Below are 15,623 nucleotides of genomic sequence, written 5' to 3'. Positions count from 1 at the left end.
GCGATTTCAATTATTCACAAACAATCTGGCCCTTATATTTTACACTCACTCTGCTGTATGCATTCCATCCTTTTGCGGGGATGATTTCTTCATAAAACAGGTTTATCTTTTCAAATTTTTCTTCTAAATCCTTGGCTTCCCCAAACTCGATTACCTGCTTGCCTACCTGCTGGTAGAGTTTGATGTCCGTCTTTCGGGAAATATCCATCCCGGATATCTGCGCTTTCCAAAACTCATCGGCATTGATAAAATTGATCATTGCCATGAGGTCGCTGTGGCTTTCGGAAATATCCTCGAGCTTCAAAAGACTTTCGGCGTAAGCACCCTCAAGCGTCATCACCCTGGTGGTATATGAATTGGATGTAGGTAATATTTTTCCTTCCGAAGAAATGTAGCCGTCCGCTGCACTTGGTCTCACAATCCTTGCAATCGGGATATGCTGGGTGATTTCAACCATCACATGTCCTTTGGGGTCTGCGAATACTTCTGCATTGCGGACAAAAGCATAAGTCTCCACCTTCTTTTCAATTTTATTCAAATCCACTTCCTGCATGGATACACCATTTTGCAGGATTGGAAATTCAGTCTGTATGTTTTTCAATATGTCTTTTTCATTTACGAAATAGACATCTGCAATTCCTTTGACCCTGACTTCAATCCCGGTGAAGACTTTTTCAGAGTCTTTTTTCTCCACAAATCCTATAAAGCCGATCAGAACCAATGTCAAAGCGGCGAAAATCAATGATTTTTTGATCCTAATTTTCATAGCTCTTTCATCCAGTTTGCGATAGGTGATACCAGTCTGTCAATGTCTCCTGCACCGATGGTGACCAATACCTCCGGCTTAGCCGCTTTGAGGTAATCCAACAATCCTTCTTTGGATTGGAGGGATTTTTTGGCGGAAGTGATTCCTTCCAACAACATCGTTGCATTTACTCCCTCGATAGGGAGTTCCCTTGCCGGATAAATCTCCAGCAATACCACTTCGTCAGCGATAGAAAGACTCTCTGAAAATCCTGCTGCAAAATCCCTAGTCCTTGTGAAAAGGTGCGGCTGGAAAATTGCCGTCAACCTTTTGTTAGGATACATGGCTTTGACAGATGAAAGAAAAGCGCGGATCTCTTCAGGATGGTGGGCATAATCATCGATAAATACCCTGTCCTTTTCCTGAACCCAGATTTCAAATCTTCTTTTTACTCCTTTATAGCTTGCCAATCCTTCTCGGACGGCTTGTTCTTCTATGCCATAATCCAAAGCGACTGTGATGGCAGGCAGGGCATTTTCCACATTATGAAATCCCGGCATGTACATTTTTAATCCCTTGATTTCTTTGTCTCCACTGACATAATCAAATGTGAAAGCCGCAGGTCCTGCCACGATGTTTTTGGCCTGGATCTCTCCGATGTTGATTCCGTATTGCTTTACAGTAACCGATTTGGATTTCGGAGCGCCGAGTTTTTGGAAGGCCTTTGCATGGATATACAATGACCCGTCGGCAGCAATCAGGTCAATAAATGCCCTGAAGCCATCCATCATCTGTGCGTCATCTCCATAGATATCCAAGTGGTCGGGATCGGCGCTGGTGACCACAGCCACATTTGGATGAAGGTGCAGGAAAGAGCGGTCAAACTCATCTGCCTCTACGACCACCGTTGCGTCTCCACTTTCCTCGTCATGGAGGATGAGGTTGGAATTGTAATTTTGTGTCAAGCCTCCCAAAAAGGCAGCGATATTTTTTCCACCTGATTTCAAAAGGTGAGCGACCATGGAAGAAGTTGTCGTCTTGCCATGTGTTCCCGCTACGGCAATCGTCGGAAGGTCAGCAGTGATCATCCCAAGAACAGCAGCTCTTTTTTTGATGCTGTAGCCGTTGTTTTGGAAGAAGTTCAGTTGGATAGAATCCTTTGGCATCGCCGGAGTCCAAATGACCAAAGTATGGACTTTGTCATAGCGGATCCTGGAAGGGATATTTTCCAAAGTATCTTCAAACACAATCTCCATTCCCTCTGCCACCAATGCATCTGTCAATGGAGAAGGGGTGCGGTCATAGCCGGAGACTTTGATGCCGACATGGTTAATCCACCTCGCCAATGCACTCATGCCGATGCCACCTATTCCAAGGAAATGGACGCTATGTAGGTTTTTCAGATTCATTGAATGATGCTTTCCAATACTTTTACAATTTCTTCGGCTGCTTTTGGCTTGGCCAGTTTCTTTATATTTTCGCCCAATGACCGGGCTTTGATATCGTCCGCCATGAGTTGGTTTACTGTCGATTTCAATTTCCCGACTGCTTCGCTGTCCTTCAAAAGGACCGCTGCATCTGCTTTTACAAAGGCCATTGCGTTTTTGGTCTGATGGTCTTCTGCCACATTGGGAGAAGGGATAAATACCACCGGTTTGCCTACAAGGCTGAGTTCGGAAACCGAAAGCGCTCCGGCCCGCGATACCACGACATCTGCCGCGGCATAAGCCAAATCCATTTCCCTGATAAATTCAAGGACATGGATGTGTTTCAGTCCGGAAGCCTTTACTTTTTCTGACATTTCGGAGAAGTAGAACTTCCCGCTTTGCCAGAGAACTTGGTAGCCTTCTTTTTCGAGACCTTCCATATCAGCCAATACCGCCTGATTGATGGTGCGCGCTCCAAGACTTCCTCCCAATACCAACAGGACTTTCTTGCCTTCTTCTAATCCAAAGTGTCGGAATGCTTTTTCTTTTTTTCCTTCCAAATGAAGGATGTCTTTGCGGACAGGATTGCCGGTATATTGGATCTTATCGGCGGGGAAAAACTTTTCCATCCCCGGATAAGCCACACAGATCTTTTTTGCTTTTTTTGCCAAAATCTTGTTGGTCAATCCGGCATAAGAATTTTGCTCCTGAATCATAGTCGGGATTCCTTTTCCTTGGGCAGAATACAGGAGTGGACCACTTGCATAGCCACCGACTCCGACCACGGCATTGGGTTTGAATGTCTTGAGAAGTTCATTGGACTTGTTCAGACTTGCCAATAATTTGAAAGGAAAGCTGAGGTTGGAAAGGCTGAGACTTCGCTGCAATCCTGCTACTTTGAGTCCTTCGATCCGGTATCCTGCCTCAGGCACTTTTTGCATTTCCATTTTTCCTTCTGCACCGACAAATAGAATCTCCGTGTCAGGATGCTTCTCCATCCAGGCATTTGCGATCGCAAGTGCCGGATAGATATGGCCTCCTGTGCCTCCTCCGCTGATCATGATTCTATATGGCGTGTTATTTCCCAATTTCTCTTATGCTGTTTGAAATGTCTTCCTCACTTTATTGCTTCCCTCAGAGGGACTGTCCAACTGCTCCTGATGGTCGCCCCTGCTTACACTCAATATGATTCCCAATGAAAATCCTGTAAATACCAATGATGTCCCTCCCATACTCAGCAAGGGCAATGGCAGACCGGTAATCGGGCCCAATCCCACCGCAACAGCCATGTTGACCATGGCCTGCAGCACTAGAGCGAAACTCAGTCCCGCTGAAAGCAATCCTCCAAACGGCTTGGTCGAGGAGGCGACAATCCGCATTCCCCTGAACAGAAGCGCGAGATAAAGGAACAATACCGTCGCACCGCCAACCATCCCGTATTCCTCGATGATGATCGCATAGATAAAGTCAGAATAGGGATGCGGAAGTGTATTTCTCTGTTCGGATTTGCCTGGACCTTTGCCCGTGATTCCTCCTGTGGAAATGGCGATAAATGATTGCTCTGCCTGGAAAGGAATTTCATCCCCTGACATAAATTTTTCTATCCTGGAAAAGAAAGTTCCGCCCCTTTGTCCCAAGAAAACCGAAGTTGTCAGGAACAATCCACCCACTAAAACCACCATCAGGATATATTTCATCGGCACTCGGCCAATGAAAAGCAGCAACAAACAAGTCGACAGCAACAAGACTGCGGTGGACATATTGGCCAATCCGATCAGGCCGGAAACCAAGCCAATGACCAAAATCATCGGTAGGAAAGCGTTTCTGAAGTCGTCAATATTTTTTTGCTTTCTGGCGAGCAAAGAAGCCAAGGTTGCTATCAATGCCAATTTTGCGATATCCGAAGGTTGGAATGCCTTGTTGATGACAGGAATGGTGATCCACCTGTTGGCTTCATTGACAGTCGAGCCAAACAAGAATGTGAACAACAGCAGAGGAATGGAAACCACCAACAAAAACCTTCCGATAAGACCATAAGTCTTGTATGGGATTTTGTGGGCGACCCACATCACCAAAAGGCCTGCAAGCACCATCATAGAATGGTCGATCAGGTATTTTTCCGTATTGCCGCCAGTGTATTTGTATGCCAAAGAACCTGTGGCAGAATAAACCACCACGATGCTGATTACAGAAAGAATGATCACGATGCCCCAAATAATCGGGTCACCCTTCAGATTTCTGTCAAACCATATTTTTATGTTCTCCATCATTTTGCGGTCGAGGTTAATGCTGCCACTGCGGCTTTAAACTGATTTCCTCTGTCTTCATAATTCTTGAACAAGTCGAAACTTGCGCAAGCCGGGGAAAGCAAAACCACATCGCCTTCCTTCCCAAATTCCAATCCTAAGGCCACTGCCTCAGCGATGCTTTGTGTTTCTTTGATTTCAGGAATCCTTCCCGAAAATGCTTTCTTCAACTTCTCATTGTCCACGCCGAGGCAGATCAGCATTTTTACCTTTCCATCTGTCAGCCGGTATAGGGCTGCATAATCATTCCCTTTGTCCACCCCTCCGGCAATCCAAACCAAGGGTTGTTTGAAGCTGTCAAGCGCATAGGCTGTGGCATCGACATTGGTTCCCTTGCTGTCATTGATAAAAGCAATTCCATTGATTGTAGCCACCGGTTCCATCCTGTGGGCTGCATTTTGGAAATCCTTCAATCCTTCCCTGATGGCCTCCTCGGACACGCCTGCCAATGTTGCGGCCAAAGACGCGCACATTGTATTGAGCATGTTGTGGGTTCCATTCAGGATAATATCTTTTGGGTTTATTGTTAATTTCTTTCCTATAGCTTGTACCGTGATGGCATTTCCATCAAAGTATCCGCCTTTGTTCTGAGGTTCTTTGAGGGAAAATGGAAACCGATCCGCTTTCAGATTCACTTTTTCAAAACCTGATTGGATCATTTGGTCGTCAAGCCAATAAATCGCTGCGCCTTTTTCATCCATGTTTTTGAATAGAGAAACTTTGGAAGCGATATAATTTTCAATTTTATAATTGTACCTGTCCAAATGGTCAGGAGTGATATTGGTCAATACTGCCACGGAAGGTTTCATTGACTTGAAGCCGTCAATCTGAAAACTGCTGACTTCCAATACCCACCAATCTTTGTCCCCATCTACCAATTGTGCAGCCCAACTTTCGCCGACATTTCCTCCCAAACCCACATTCAATCCTCCTTTTTGGAGAAGATGGTAAGTCAAAAGTGTAGTTGTCGTCTTTCCGTTTGTACCGGTGATCGCGATTACTTTTCCTTTGGAATACCTGAAAGCAAACTCCAATTCATCGATGACCGGAATGCCTTTTTCAATTGCTTTTTGGACGATGGAGACTTTCTCGGGTATCCCGGGACTCTTGATGATTTCACCTGCAGAAAGGATTTTTTCCTCTGAATGCATTCCTTCTTCAAAACCAATCCCGTTCTCAGTCAAGGTTTGTTTTCTAGAAGCGCTGATGGTCCCGGCATCAGATACCCATACTGCATAGCCATGCTTCTTGGCGAGCAATGCTGCTCCCAATCCGCTTTCGCCTGCACCCAATATGGCTATCTCTTTTTTCATTTATCTCAGTTTCAATGTTGCCAAAGTGATGATGGCCAGAAGGATTCCGGTAATCCAAAAACGGGTTACGATTTTGGCTTCATGGATATTTTTCTTCTGGTAATGGTGGTGCAAAGGAGACATCAGGAATATCCTGCGGCCTTCTCCATATTTTCTTCTGGTGTATTTGAAATAGCTCACCTGTATGATTACAGAGAGGTTTTCGACCAGGAAAATCCCACAAAGAATCGGGATCAACAGTTCTTTTCTCAAGGTCAATGACAGGACGGCTATCACACCACCCAACATCAAGCTTCCTGTATCTCCCATAAAAACCTGTGCAGGAAAGGCATTGTACCAAAGGAAGCCAACGCATGCACCCACAAATGCAGCACAGAAGATCACCAACTCGCCTGAGTTGGGAATGAACATCACATTGAGGTATTGGGAGAAAATGGCGTTGCCGGAAACGTAGGCGAATATCGCTATCGTCAGTCCGATGATCGCGGAAGTTCCCGCTGCCAATCCATCAATCCCATCTGTGATATTTGCACCGTTGGAAACTGCCGTGATGATGAAAATCACCAAAAGGATATACAATACAGGGGTAATGCTTTCCCCCATAAAACCCAAGAAAGTCTCGTAGTTCAGTTCGTTGTTTTTGACAAAAGGAATGGTAGTCTTTGCGACTTTCACATCTTTGAAAGCAGGTGTCTCGACTACGCCTTCCTCGATTGAAACAGGATTGGTAAATTCCCTGATCACAACATCTTCATGGAAGTATAGCGTGGCACCCACGATAATCCCGATGGTAACCTGACCTACGATCTTGAACCTTCCGGCAAGACCGTCTTTGTTCTTTTTAAATACTTTGATGTAATCATCTACAAATCCAATGGTCCCCAACCAAATCGTGGTAATAAGGAGAAGGATGATGTAGACATTGTTGATATTGGCAAAAAGCAAAGTCGGAATAATGATACCCGCCATGATCATCAGTCCACCCATGGTAGGTGTTCCTTTTTTGGCGGTCTGTCCTTCGAGACCCAAGTCGCGGACCGTTTCCCCGATTTGTTTGTTTCTGATCCAATTGATAATCCTATGTCCAAATGTGATGGTGATGATCAATGAAAAAAGCGCTGCCATGCCTGCCCTGAAGGAGATATAGCGGAAGACTCCCGTTCCCGGAATGTCCATAACTGAGTCCAAATAATCAAAAATAGGATATAGCATATCAGTCTTTATTCAACAGAGTAAGCAATTCGGCTACTACTTTGCGGTCGTCAAAAGGATGTTTCACTCCTTTGATTTCCTGATAGGTTTCATGTCCTTTACCGGCAACAAGGATGATGTCTCCTTTTTTTGCCATGAGAGCGGCGGTTTTGATGGCCTCTCTTCTATCTTCTATCACTAGTGTTTTTTTGAAATCCACGGGATTGATTCCTGCTTCCATTTCCCGCAGGATAGTCATAGGTTCTTCATCACGGGGATTATCCGAAGTCAGGATTACTTTGTCTGAATATTGGGTGGCAATTTTGGCCATCACAGGTCTTTTGGTTTTGTCCCTGTTGCCGCCACAGCCGACAACCGTGATCACCTGTTCGCCTCCGGTTCTTACACCTTGTATGGTTTTGAGGACATTTTCCAATGCATCGGGCGTATGGGCATAATCCACAATGGCAGTGATGCCGTACATGGCGATTTTGTCGAAACGACCCTGTGCACCCGGAACTTTGGAAAGCTGCAAAAGCACTTCTTCCTCTTCCTCACCTAGCAGCACAGCAATAGCAAAAACACCTAAAAGGTTATAGGCATTGAACTGCCCGATCATCCTAAACCACACCTGCCTGTTGTCAATATCCAACTCCAGACCTTCGAGGGTATTGGAGATTATTTTGGCTTTAAAGTCAGCGGGAAATTTCAGTCCGAAAGTATGGCCTGAGCCTTTGAAGTTTTGTAGCATGACCAAACCACGCTTGTCATCGGCATTGACTAGTGCAAAAGCATCTTTTGGCAGTTCATCAAATAGCTTTTTCTTGGCTTTGATGTATTCGTCAAAAGAACCGTGGTAATCAAGGTGGTCATGGGTGATGTTGGTAAACAAGGCTCCGGCAAAGGTCAGACCCGCTGTCCTTTCCTGCACGATAGCGTGGGAACTGGCCTCCATAAAACAATGGGTGCAGCCGGTATCCACCATTTGATGGAGAAGTTTCTGAATGCTCAGCGCATCCGGAGTAGTATGTGTGGAAGGGATGGTCAGCTCGTTGATTTTGTTTTCTACTGTAGAAAGTAAACCAGTCTGATACCCCATTTCCATAAATAACTGATAGAGAAGCGTGACGGTAGTGGTTTTCCCGTTGGTACCTGTTACCGCCACGAGCTTCAACTTTTCAGATGGATTTTCGAAATAATTGGACGCCATAATTCCCAAGGCTCGGGAGGAATTGACCACCTGTACATAGGTGACATTTCCTTGGAGCTTTTCTGGCATAGTTTCGCAGACTATGGCTACAGCTCCTTTTTCTATGGCTGTTTCAATGAAAGCATGACCGTCAACCTGACTCCCGGTAATGGCAACGAAGCAAGTTCCAGGTAGGACTTTGCGGCTGTCAAAGACAATATCGCCAACTTCCACTTCCATGTTTCCAGTGGTAGAAGTCAGGGAGACTTTATACAATATGTCTTTCAATACTTTCATTTATCCCAATACTAAATTGATTACATAAGCATTATTGACTGGTGAACCAGGATTGATGGATTGGTTTCTAACTCTTCCCTTTCCTTGGTAAACGACACGGATTCCTTTGTTTTCCAATACATATAAAGCATCCCGCAAGGACATGCCCATCACATCAGGCACTGTTGGTGAATCCACTTTATTGGCTTTCCAGATGACAGCTTTGTTGACCGGAGTAGATTTTACCCACTCTTCTTCAGTCTCGCCTGAGACGTGGTTAGAGATTCCAAACTTGTTACAGATCATCTGAAGCTCGTCCATTTTGCCTGCCTGTATCAGTGGAAAAGTCCCTGAATTAGAAGTCAAATAGGTTTTGTCATTTTCCTTTTCATTCAATTCAAGATCCTGCGCAAAAATCTTGTCCGCAATTTCTTTGAATACAGGTGCTGAAACATCACCTCCATAAGCAGCAAAACCTTTAGGACTGTCAATCACCACAATGGCCGAATATTTTGGATTGTCTGCAGGAAAGTATCCTGCAAAAGAAGTGTAGTACCGCTGTGTATATCGGCCACCGATCAGCTTTTGGGCAGTTCCTGTTTTTCCGGCGATTTTGTATTCTTCGGTGTAGACATTCTTGGCGGTGCCGTTTTCTACCACCCCTTCCAACAATTCCTTCAATTGGTCAATGGTCTTGGAGGAAGCAATGCTCCTACGTACCACTTCAGTTTCGTACTTTTCTTCGATCTGATTGCCTCTGGCTACTGCCTGCACGATCATGGGTTTTACCATTTTGCCGTCATTGGCCACAGCATTGTACAGCATGAGCGTATGCAAAGGCGTCAACTTGGCCTCGTAGCCGATTGACATCCAAGGGAGCGTGGTTCCATACCAATTTTTCTCTCCGGGTTTTTTGAAGTAGGGTACTCCCTCGCCTTTCAATTGGAAATCAATCGGCTTGTCGAGTCCTGCTTTTTCAATGTAGGAGACAAACTTGCTTGGATTGTGTCCAAAATTGTCTTCCACAAGTCTGGAGATGGCCACATTGGAAGATTTCTCAAATGCTTCTTTGATTGTGATTTTGCCATAACCGCCTTCTTTGGAATCATTCATATTCCTGTCATAGAATTTGAAAGTCCCTTTGCCTGTATCGATAGAATCTTTGAGGTTGATTTTCCCTTCTTCAAGCAAGGCAAGCATGGAAAGCAATTTGAATGTCGAACCTGGTTCTGTCAAGCCTTGGTCACCGATGGCAAAATTGTAGTTCTCTCCATATCCCAATCCGTCCTTATTTTTTTGGAGATTGATCAACGCTTTGATTTGGCCGGTAGCCACTTCCATCACGATGACACATCCAAATTCGGCATCTTTGTTTGTCAGTTGTCTCAAAAGTGCAGATTCTGCCACGTCCTGGATATTGACATCCAAAGTGGTGAGGATATCATATCCGTCGTCCGGTTTGATATCTTCTGCATCAAAAACAGGCTTCCAAGAACCGCCGGCAATTCTTTGAAAAAGGGCTTTGCCATTTTTCCCTTCCAAAAAGTTATTGAAGCTGTATTCTATTCCTGCTCCGTTTTTGTCTTCATTGACAAATCCCACTGTCCTGCTCGCGAGGTTATTGAAGGGTCTGTATCTTTTTTCCACTTTCTCGAAGATCACACCGCCACCTGAGCGGCCGTTTCTGAAAATCGGCCATTTGGCCATTTTCTGCATGTCCTGATAGCCGATTTGGGTACGGTTGAGGATGACATATCTTTTCTTATCCGAGCGTGCATCCCTGATCATTCTTTTGTAAGAATTGGCGGATTTGTCTTTGAAGTGGGAAGACAGAAAGTAGGACAAAGAGTCAATGCCTTTTGAAAACACATCTTCTTTAGCCATCATTGGATCAATGACCACCCTGTAAAAAGGTAGGCTTGTAGCCAAAAGGCTTCCGTCAGCGGCATAGATATTTCCCCTTGTAGCGGTAACCTGCTTGTATTGGAAATTGAGCGTCTCAGACTTTGCCTGCCATTTTTCACCCTCCATAAACTGCAAATGGACAATCCTGTAGAAGATTGCCCCTGCAAACAAAGCCACCAAAATGAAGGCTATCCTTACACGCAGTACTATGGAACGTTTTATATTCACTTAGTCAACAATGATTTTAATCGGTGGTTCATCTATTTCTACGATGCCCAAAGGCGCAATTTTCTTTGCAACTTCAGACTGCTTGCTGCTCAGCATAAACTCCGCTTCGAGCGTGGTGACATCTGCCCTGACGTCTTCGACTTCCTGTTGCAGTTTTTCGATCTTGCGGATCATGTTGTCTGCACGGTGGTTGCTCCATATATAAATGAGCGCCAAGAAAGCCGCAAAGAAGAAAGGTGGTGCAAAATGTACCGGAACACCTTCTCCCAGAATACCGGTCACGTTGAGCTTCTCTTCGATCATGGTAAAGATGTTTTTACCATTCCCCTTTGGAGAAGAACCTTGTTGGATTTTCTTCTTGAAAGTATTTTGGCTCATCTTATTTCTTTTCCGCTATTCTCAGTTTGGCACTGCGTGCCCTGTTGTTTCTCTGTATTTCTTCCTCATCAGCGATGAGTGCCTTTCTGTGTATCGGTTCCAAAGGTCTGAGTAGGTTGCCGTAGAAATCTTTTTCAACCTCACCTTGGAATTTTCCTTTGTTGATGAAGTTCTTGACCAACCTGTCCTCCAATGAATGGTAGCTCATCACGACCAACCTTCCCCCGGGTTTCAATGCCTCCACAGTTTGTTTCAGCATGTCTTCCAAAGCTCCCATCTCATCGTTGACTTCAATCCTCAATGCCTGAAACACCTGGGCGAAGTATTTGAACTCTTTGCCTCGCGGCGCATATTTCTGGAGCAAAGCCTTGAAATCTGCTGTTGTTTCAAATTGCGCTGCCGCTCTTTGGGAGACGACTGCCTGTGCAAGTGTCTTGGCATTTTTGATTTCACCGTAAATGCCGAAAATCTTGTGAAGCTTTCCTTCTTCGTAAGTATTCAGGACATCTTTTGCCGAAATGTCCATTCCACTGCTCATCCTCATGTCAAGTTCCCCTTCGAAACGCGTCGAAAAACCCCTTTTGGGTTCGTCTATCTGATGGGAAGAAATCCCCAAGTCAGCGAGAATTCCGTCCACTTGGCTGACACCATAGAGGCGGAGGTATTTTCTGAAATCTCTAAAATTGGCCTGAATGAAGGTGAAGCGCGCATCCTCAGGAATATTGGCTTCAGCATCCACATCTTGGTCAAATCCATACAAATGACCTTTATCCAGGTGTTTGAGGATTTCTCTCGAATGCCCGCCGCCACCGAAAGTCAGGTCTATGTAAATCCCATTGGGATCAATAGCCAAGCCTTCAATGCAAGGACCAAGCATCACGGGGATATGATAAGGAAGTGCTGTCATGGTCAGGAAAGATATTTATCCATCAAGTTTGACAGCTCATCCTGGTCTTTTATTGAATTTTGACCGTATTTCTCAGGATTCCATATTTCGATAAATGAGCCATATCCCAAGACAGTAGCATCTTTATCAATGCCTGCTTTTTGGAGAAAAGTTTTGGGGATCAAAAAACGGCCTGCGCTATCCAGCTCCACTTCAGTCATGCTTTCAAAAAAACCTCTCTTGATCCTCCTTTGGATTGGATCACGGTCTGAGAGCGCATTGATCTGATGTAATAGTTTTTTAAACTCTACTTGGGTGTACAACGCAAGACATCCATCGTCTCCATGCCTCAAAATGAGGGTATCACCGTTGGAGTCAGGTATTGCTGCCTTCATTTTGGCAGGCAATGCCAGACGCCCTTTCGGATCCACCTTGCATTCATACAGACCGTTGAACATTCCCATGGGCTTATCTTGGATTTACTACAAAGACAAAAGTAAGAAAAGCAATCACACAATCCACCACTTTTCCCCACTTTTCTCCACTTTTTCTTAAAACTATCTAAAAGTTTGATTTATCACAATAAATCTTGAAAATTTTAGGCCTTTTTTTATTTGGAGATCAATGAGTTGGGGAGAATCTCTATCAGAAAAAAACATTAAAATCAATCCAAAAACAGGGTTTTTCTGTTAAATGAAATGGGAAATATTAAGGATCAAATTCATTATTTCCATTTTGGGTGAAAAGTGGGGCAATTTCCCAAAGAGTTTAGCCTTTTTGGAGGATTTTGAGAACCCTTTTTATTTTTTGAAAAGCTTTTGAACCTTTTGACCAAAAAAATTCTTTACCACACAAAACCAGTAGGTTTAAAGATTTTGTTTTCTTTGCAAAAAAACCACGACCATAAATCATGAGATTCTTTCAAATCTTCGTCATCATAATTGCCATTGTTTTTATTTCCTCCTGCGGAAATGAAAAATCAGAAAAACCGGATATCCAAGGCAGATGGCATGCCGAACTGAACCTCACCGGAGACCTTCTCCCATTTGAAATCGGTTTTGTAAGAAATGGTGAAAACTGGATCATGGAAGCTTACCATGCAGAAGAGGTTTTGAGCTTTGATGAGGTGGTGGTCACAGGCGATTCCATCAAGGTCACTATGGGGACTTTTGACTCTGAAATCCGGGCAAAAATCATTGGTAACAACCTGATTGAAGGGGTTTTTACAAAAAATTATGCAAAAGATTACTTCGTGCCCTTCAAAGCTGAAAAGGGAGAAATCAGCAGGTTTGAAGTGACTGAAAAACCATCGACAGATTTCTCAGGAAAGTGGAAAACAGAATTTCTCGAGGAAGATGGAGATACCTATCCTGCTGTTGGGATTTTCACCCAAAACGGAGATAAAATCACCGGGACATTCCTTACCAAACTTGGAGATTACCGCTACCTCGAAGGCAACGTATCGGGCAATTCTTTTTACCTGAGTGCCTTTGATGGCAACCATTTATTCCTGTTTTCGGGAGAACTTCAGGCTGACGGTTCAGTGATAGGACGCTTCCGTAGCGGTCCCAAAGTGAAGGAAACTTTTCAAGCTATCCGCGATGAGAATTTTGAACTTCCAGATGCTTTTTCTCTCAATTACCTCAAAGAAGGTTATGATACTTTTTCATTCACATTTCCGGATGTAAATGGAAAAATGGTTTCTCTCGAAGACGAAAAATTCAAAGACAAAGTGGTATTGGTGCAGATTTTTGGGACCTGGTGTCCAAATTGCGTGGATGAAACCAAGTTTTTGGCTCCGTGGTATGAGAAGAACAAAAGCAGAGGGGTGGAAATCATCGGCTTGGCATTCGAAAGCAAGCCCGAATTTGACTATGCAAGTGCCCGGGTAAAAAAGACAATCGACAGGCTGAATGCCAATTACACTTTTCTGATCGCAGGGGTCAGTGATAAGGAAAAGGCTTCAGAGGCCTTGCCTGCTTTGAATGAGGTTTTGGCATTTCCGACTTTGATTTATATTGACAAAAAAGGAAAAGTCAGAAAGATCCACACGGGATTTACCGGTCCAGGTACGGGAGATTATTATGACCGCTGGGTGGCCGAACATGAAGCTTTGGTGAGTGAGTTGGTGGAGGAGTGAGATTTTCTTTTTCGTGATCTTAAACTGATGGCATAAACCAAGTCGATAGGTCTGAATTTATCGAAAGAGTTATTTTGCCTAGAAAAATCTTTTTAGGAAATTGACATTCTAAACTTCCTTGAGATGCTAAGATCAATTAACATGGCATATTACAGAAAAGAAGACTGGAATAGGTTCATCGTGTCTATTGATGACAGGGCAAAAATGCATGATAAATGGGAGGATTGGCATGCTGAATATTTAAAGGCAAAAACCAGGTTTATTTTACATGGATTTACAGTTAAAGATGTGATTGTCGATATCAATGAGTTGAAAGAGTATTGCAAAAAAAGAGGCATTAAAAATGATGGAAGTGCCCGTTCCCAGTTTGTGATTGGGAAATGATTTGATTGTGAAGAAACACAGGTTTGGGTAGAAACAATGCTTCTTCAAACTTTGCCATATAAAACTAAGATTGAAAATCCTTTGCACCGGCTATGGACTGTCGACCGTGGACCATGGACTGAATTTACTTCTTCCGCTCGATGGTGTACCTGACGAGGCCTTCTAAGGAGTGTTTGTATTCAGAATCAGGGAATTCGGTCAAAAGCGCCATTGCTTCATCAAAATACCTGTTCATGGCTTCATTTGCATAAGCCAAACCACCTGACTTCTTTACAAAGGTAATGACTTCATTGACGGATTTCTTGTCCTCGTTTTTATTGCGGACAAGGTAGATGATTTTCCTTTTGTCCAGCCAAGAGGCATTATTGAGGGCATAGATAAGGGGAAGCGTCATCTTTTTTTCTTTGATGTCAATGCCCAAAGGTTTGCCGATTTCATCTTCGCCATAATCAAAAAGATCGTCTTTGATTTGAAACGCCATCCCGATTTTTTCCCCGAAAGTCCGCATCTTATCAATAATCTCTCCCGCAGCCCCGGAAGTTGATGCCCCGACAGCACAACAGGAAGCAATCAAGCTTGCGGTTTTTTGGCGGATGATGGTATAATAGACATCTTCTGTAATGTCAAGCTTCCGCGATTTTGCCATTTGGAGAAGTTCTCCTTCAGACATTTCGCGTACGGCATTGGAGACGATTTTGAGCAGGTCAAAATCCCCGTTGTCCACGCTGAGCAACAGACCTCTTGACAGCAAATAATCACCTACCAAAACTGCGATTTTGTTCTTCCAAAGGGCATTTATCGAAAAAAATCCGCGGCGGTAATTCGAGTCGTCCACCACATCGTCATGTACAAGCGTCGCAGTGTGCAACAATTCAATCAAAGCCGCTCCTCTATAAGTTGATTCTGAAATCCCCCCACACATACCCGCAGTCAAAAACACAAACATGGGTCGCATTTGCTTGCCTTTGCGTCGGACAATATAATTGGTGATATGGTCGAGAAGTTTGACCTTACTTTTCATAAAGTCACGGAATTTGGTTTCAAATTCCTCCATCTCTGTGGCGATAGGTGCTTGAATCTGTTTGAGGTCAGGCTTCATAAAACAATAATGCTGCAATAATACAATGGATTCCTAGCAGCACAAAACCCAAGGTAAAATATTACCAAACAAACACCCCGGAGTTCAAAACGTTTTCGGTATCACCTTCTTTTTATTTCTACATCCCAAAACGGATTGTAAACGCACTATTCTGCG

At 44.0% G+C, this 15,623-nt stretch carries 14 protein-coding genes; 2 read left to right on the top strand and 12 right to left on the bottom strand.

The features are described from left to right. Positions 1-10: 10 nt before the first annotated feature. From MMU05_RS01350 to mraZ, 11 genes are read right to left on the bottom strand one after another with little or no spacing between them, the layout of a single operon-like run. A complete protein-coding gene (locus MMU05_RS01350) occupies positions 11-766 on the bottom strand; it encodes a cell division protein FtsQ/DivIB (RefSeq protein ID WP_241139867.1) in 756 nt (251 codons plus the stop codon). Further along, positions 763-2,154: a UDP-N-acetylmuramate--L-alanine ligase gene (gene murC, locus MMU05_RS01345; protein ID WP_241139866.1), complete on the bottom strand. Its 1,392-nt coding sequence runs from the start codon at positions 2,152-2,154 to the stop codon at positions 763-765. Before murC ends, MMU05_RS01350 begins: the two co-directional genes overlap by 4 nt. Next, entirely contained in the window at positions 2,151-3,260 is a 1,110-nt protein-coding gene (gene murG, locus MMU05_RS01340; protein ID WP_262917607.1) for an undecaprenyldiphospho-muramoylpentapeptide beta-N-acetylglucosaminyltransferase, read from the bottom strand. The genes murC and murG overlap by 4 nt, the downstream gene beginning before the upstream one ends. Before the next feature lie 6 nt (positions 3,261-3,266). After that, positions 3,267-4,439 (bottom strand): FtsW/RodA/SpoVE family cell cycle protein, encoded by a 1,173-nt coding sequence (locus MMU05_RS01335; protein ID WP_241140060.1) that lies wholly within the window; start codon positions 4,437-4,439, stop codon positions 3,267-3,269. Further along, positions 4,439-5,791: a UDP-N-acetylmuramoyl-L-alanine--D-glutamate ligase gene (gene murD / locus MMU05_RS01330; RefSeq protein WP_241139865.1), complete on the bottom strand. Its 1,353-nt coding sequence runs from the start codon at positions 5,789-5,791 to the stop codon at positions 4,439-4,441. Before murD ends, MMU05_RS01335 begins: the two co-directional genes overlap by 1 nt. Beyond that, positions 5,792-7,003: a phospho-N-acetylmuramoyl-pentapeptide-transferase gene (gene mraY / locus MMU05_RS01325; RefSeq protein WP_241139864.1), complete on the bottom strand. Its 1,212-nt coding sequence runs from the start codon at positions 7,001-7,003 to the stop codon at positions 5,792-5,794. Between the two features lies 1 nt (position 7,004). After that, the gene (locus MMU05_RS01320) at positions 7,005-8,468 is read right to left on the bottom strand and encodes a UDP-N-acetylmuramoyl-L-alanyl-D-glutamate--2,6-diaminopimelate ligase (RefSeq protein WP_241139863.1); all 1,464 of its coding nucleotides are present in this window, start codon (positions 8,466-8,468) and stop codon (positions 7,005-7,007) included. Next, positions 8,469-10,580, bottom strand: coding sequence for a penicillin-binding protein (locus MMU05_RS01315; protein WP_241139862.1), 2,112 nt, complete (start codon positions 10,578-10,580; stop codon positions 8,469-8,471). Further along, a complete protein-coding gene (locus MMU05_RS01310; protein ID WP_113924074.1) occupies positions 10,581-10,958 on the bottom strand; it encodes an FtsL-like putative cell division protein in 378 nt (125 codons plus the stop codon). It abuts the gene before it with no gap. Between the two features lies 1 nt (position 10,959). Next, the gene (gene rsmH, locus MMU05_RS01305; protein WP_241139861.1) at positions 10,960-11,865 is read right to left on the bottom strand and encodes a 16S rRNA (cytosine(1402)-N(4))-methyltransferase RsmH; all 906 of its coding nucleotides are present in this window, start codon (positions 11,863-11,865) and stop codon (positions 10,960-10,962) included. 2 nt (positions 11,866-11,867) lie between these two features. Next, positions 11,868-12,308: a division/cell wall cluster transcriptional repressor MraZ gene (gene mraZ, locus MMU05_RS01300; protein WP_241139860.1), complete on the bottom strand. Its 441-nt coding sequence runs from the start codon at positions 12,306-12,308 to the stop codon at positions 11,868-11,870. Positions 12,309-12,754: 446 nt separating this feature from the next. Between mraZ and MMU05_RS01295 the strand changes: the two genes are divergently transcribed. Continuing rightward, complete coding sequence (locus MMU05_RS01295; protein WP_241139859.1) at positions 12,755-13,984, top strand: peroxiredoxin family protein; 1,230 nt, start codon at positions 12,755-12,757, stop codon at positions 13,982-13,984. Positions 13,985-14,107: 123 nt separating this feature from the next. Then, positions 14,108-14,368, top strand: a complete 261-nt coding sequence (locus MMU05_RS01290) for a hypothetical protein (protein WP_241139858.1) — start codon at positions 14,108-14,110, stop codon at positions 14,366-14,368. Positions 14,369-14,492: 124 nt separating this feature from the next. On the opposite strand, the gene MMU05_RS01285 is transcribed toward MMU05_RS01290, so the two are convergent. Beyond that, on the bottom strand, positions 14,493-15,467 hold the full coding sequence (locus tag MMU05_RS01285; RefSeq protein ID WP_241139857.1) for a polyprenyl synthetase family protein: 975 nt from the start codon (positions 15,465-15,467) through the stop codon (positions 14,493-14,495). Positions 15,468-15,623: the final 156 nt, after the last annotated feature.

Source organism: Cognataquiflexum rubidum, from assembly GCF_022538115.1.
Classification (GTDB): domain Bacteria; phylum Bacteroidota; class Bacteroidia; order Cytophagales; family Cyclobacteriaceae; genus Cognataquiflexum; species Cognataquiflexum rubidum.
The sequence above is the reverse complement of the archived record's forward strand: the minus strand, read 5'-3'. Positions and strand labels throughout refer to the sequence as shown.

Excerpts from the sequence above, each read along its gene's own strand:
- MMU05_RS01350 (WP_241139867.1), bottom strand. The coding sequence starts at position 766 with ATGAAAATTAGGATCAAAAAATCATTGATTTTCGCCGCTTTGACATTG.
- murC (WP_241139866.1), bottom strand. The coding sequence starts at position 2,154 with ATGAATCTGAAAAACCTACATAGCGTCCATTTCCTTGGAATAGGTGGC.
- MMU05_RS01335 (WP_241140060.1), bottom strand. The coding sequence starts at position 4,439 with ATGGAGAACATAAAAATATGGTTTGACAGAAATCTGAAGGGTGACCCG.
- murD (WP_241139865.1), bottom strand. The coding sequence starts at position 5,791 with ATGAAAAAAGAGATAGCCATATTGGGTGCAGGCGAAAGCGGATTGGGA.
- mraY (WP_241139864.1), bottom strand. The coding sequence starts at position 7,003 with ATGCTATATCCTATTTTTGATTATTTGGACTCAGTTATGGACATTCCG.
- MMU05_RS01320 (WP_241139863.1), bottom strand. The coding sequence starts at position 8,468 with ATGAAAGTATTGAAAGACATATTGTATAAAGTCTCCCTGACTTCTACC.
- MMU05_RS01310 (WP_113924074.1), bottom strand. The coding sequence starts at position 10,958 with ATGAGCCAAAATACTTTCAAGAAGAAAATCCAACAAGGTTCTTCTCCA.
- rsmH (WP_241139861.1), bottom strand. The coding sequence starts at position 11,865 with ATGACAGCACTTCCTTATCATATCCCCGTGATGCTTGGTCCTTGCATT.
- mraZ (WP_241139860.1), bottom strand. The coding sequence starts at position 12,308 with ATGGGAATGTTCAACGGTCTGTATGAATGCAAGGTGGATCCGAAAGGG.
- MMU05_RS01295 (WP_241139859.1), top strand. The coding sequence starts at position 12,755 with ATGAGATTCTTTCAAATCTTCGTCATCATAATTGCCATTGTTTTTATT.
- MMU05_RS01290 (WP_241139858.1), top strand. The coding sequence starts at position 14,108 with ATGCTAAGATCAATTAACATGGCATATTACAGAAAAGAAGACTGGAAT.
- MMU05_RS01285 (WP_241139857.1), bottom strand. The coding sequence starts at position 15,467 with ATGAAGCCTGACCTCAAACAGATTCAAGCACCTATCGCCACAGAGATG.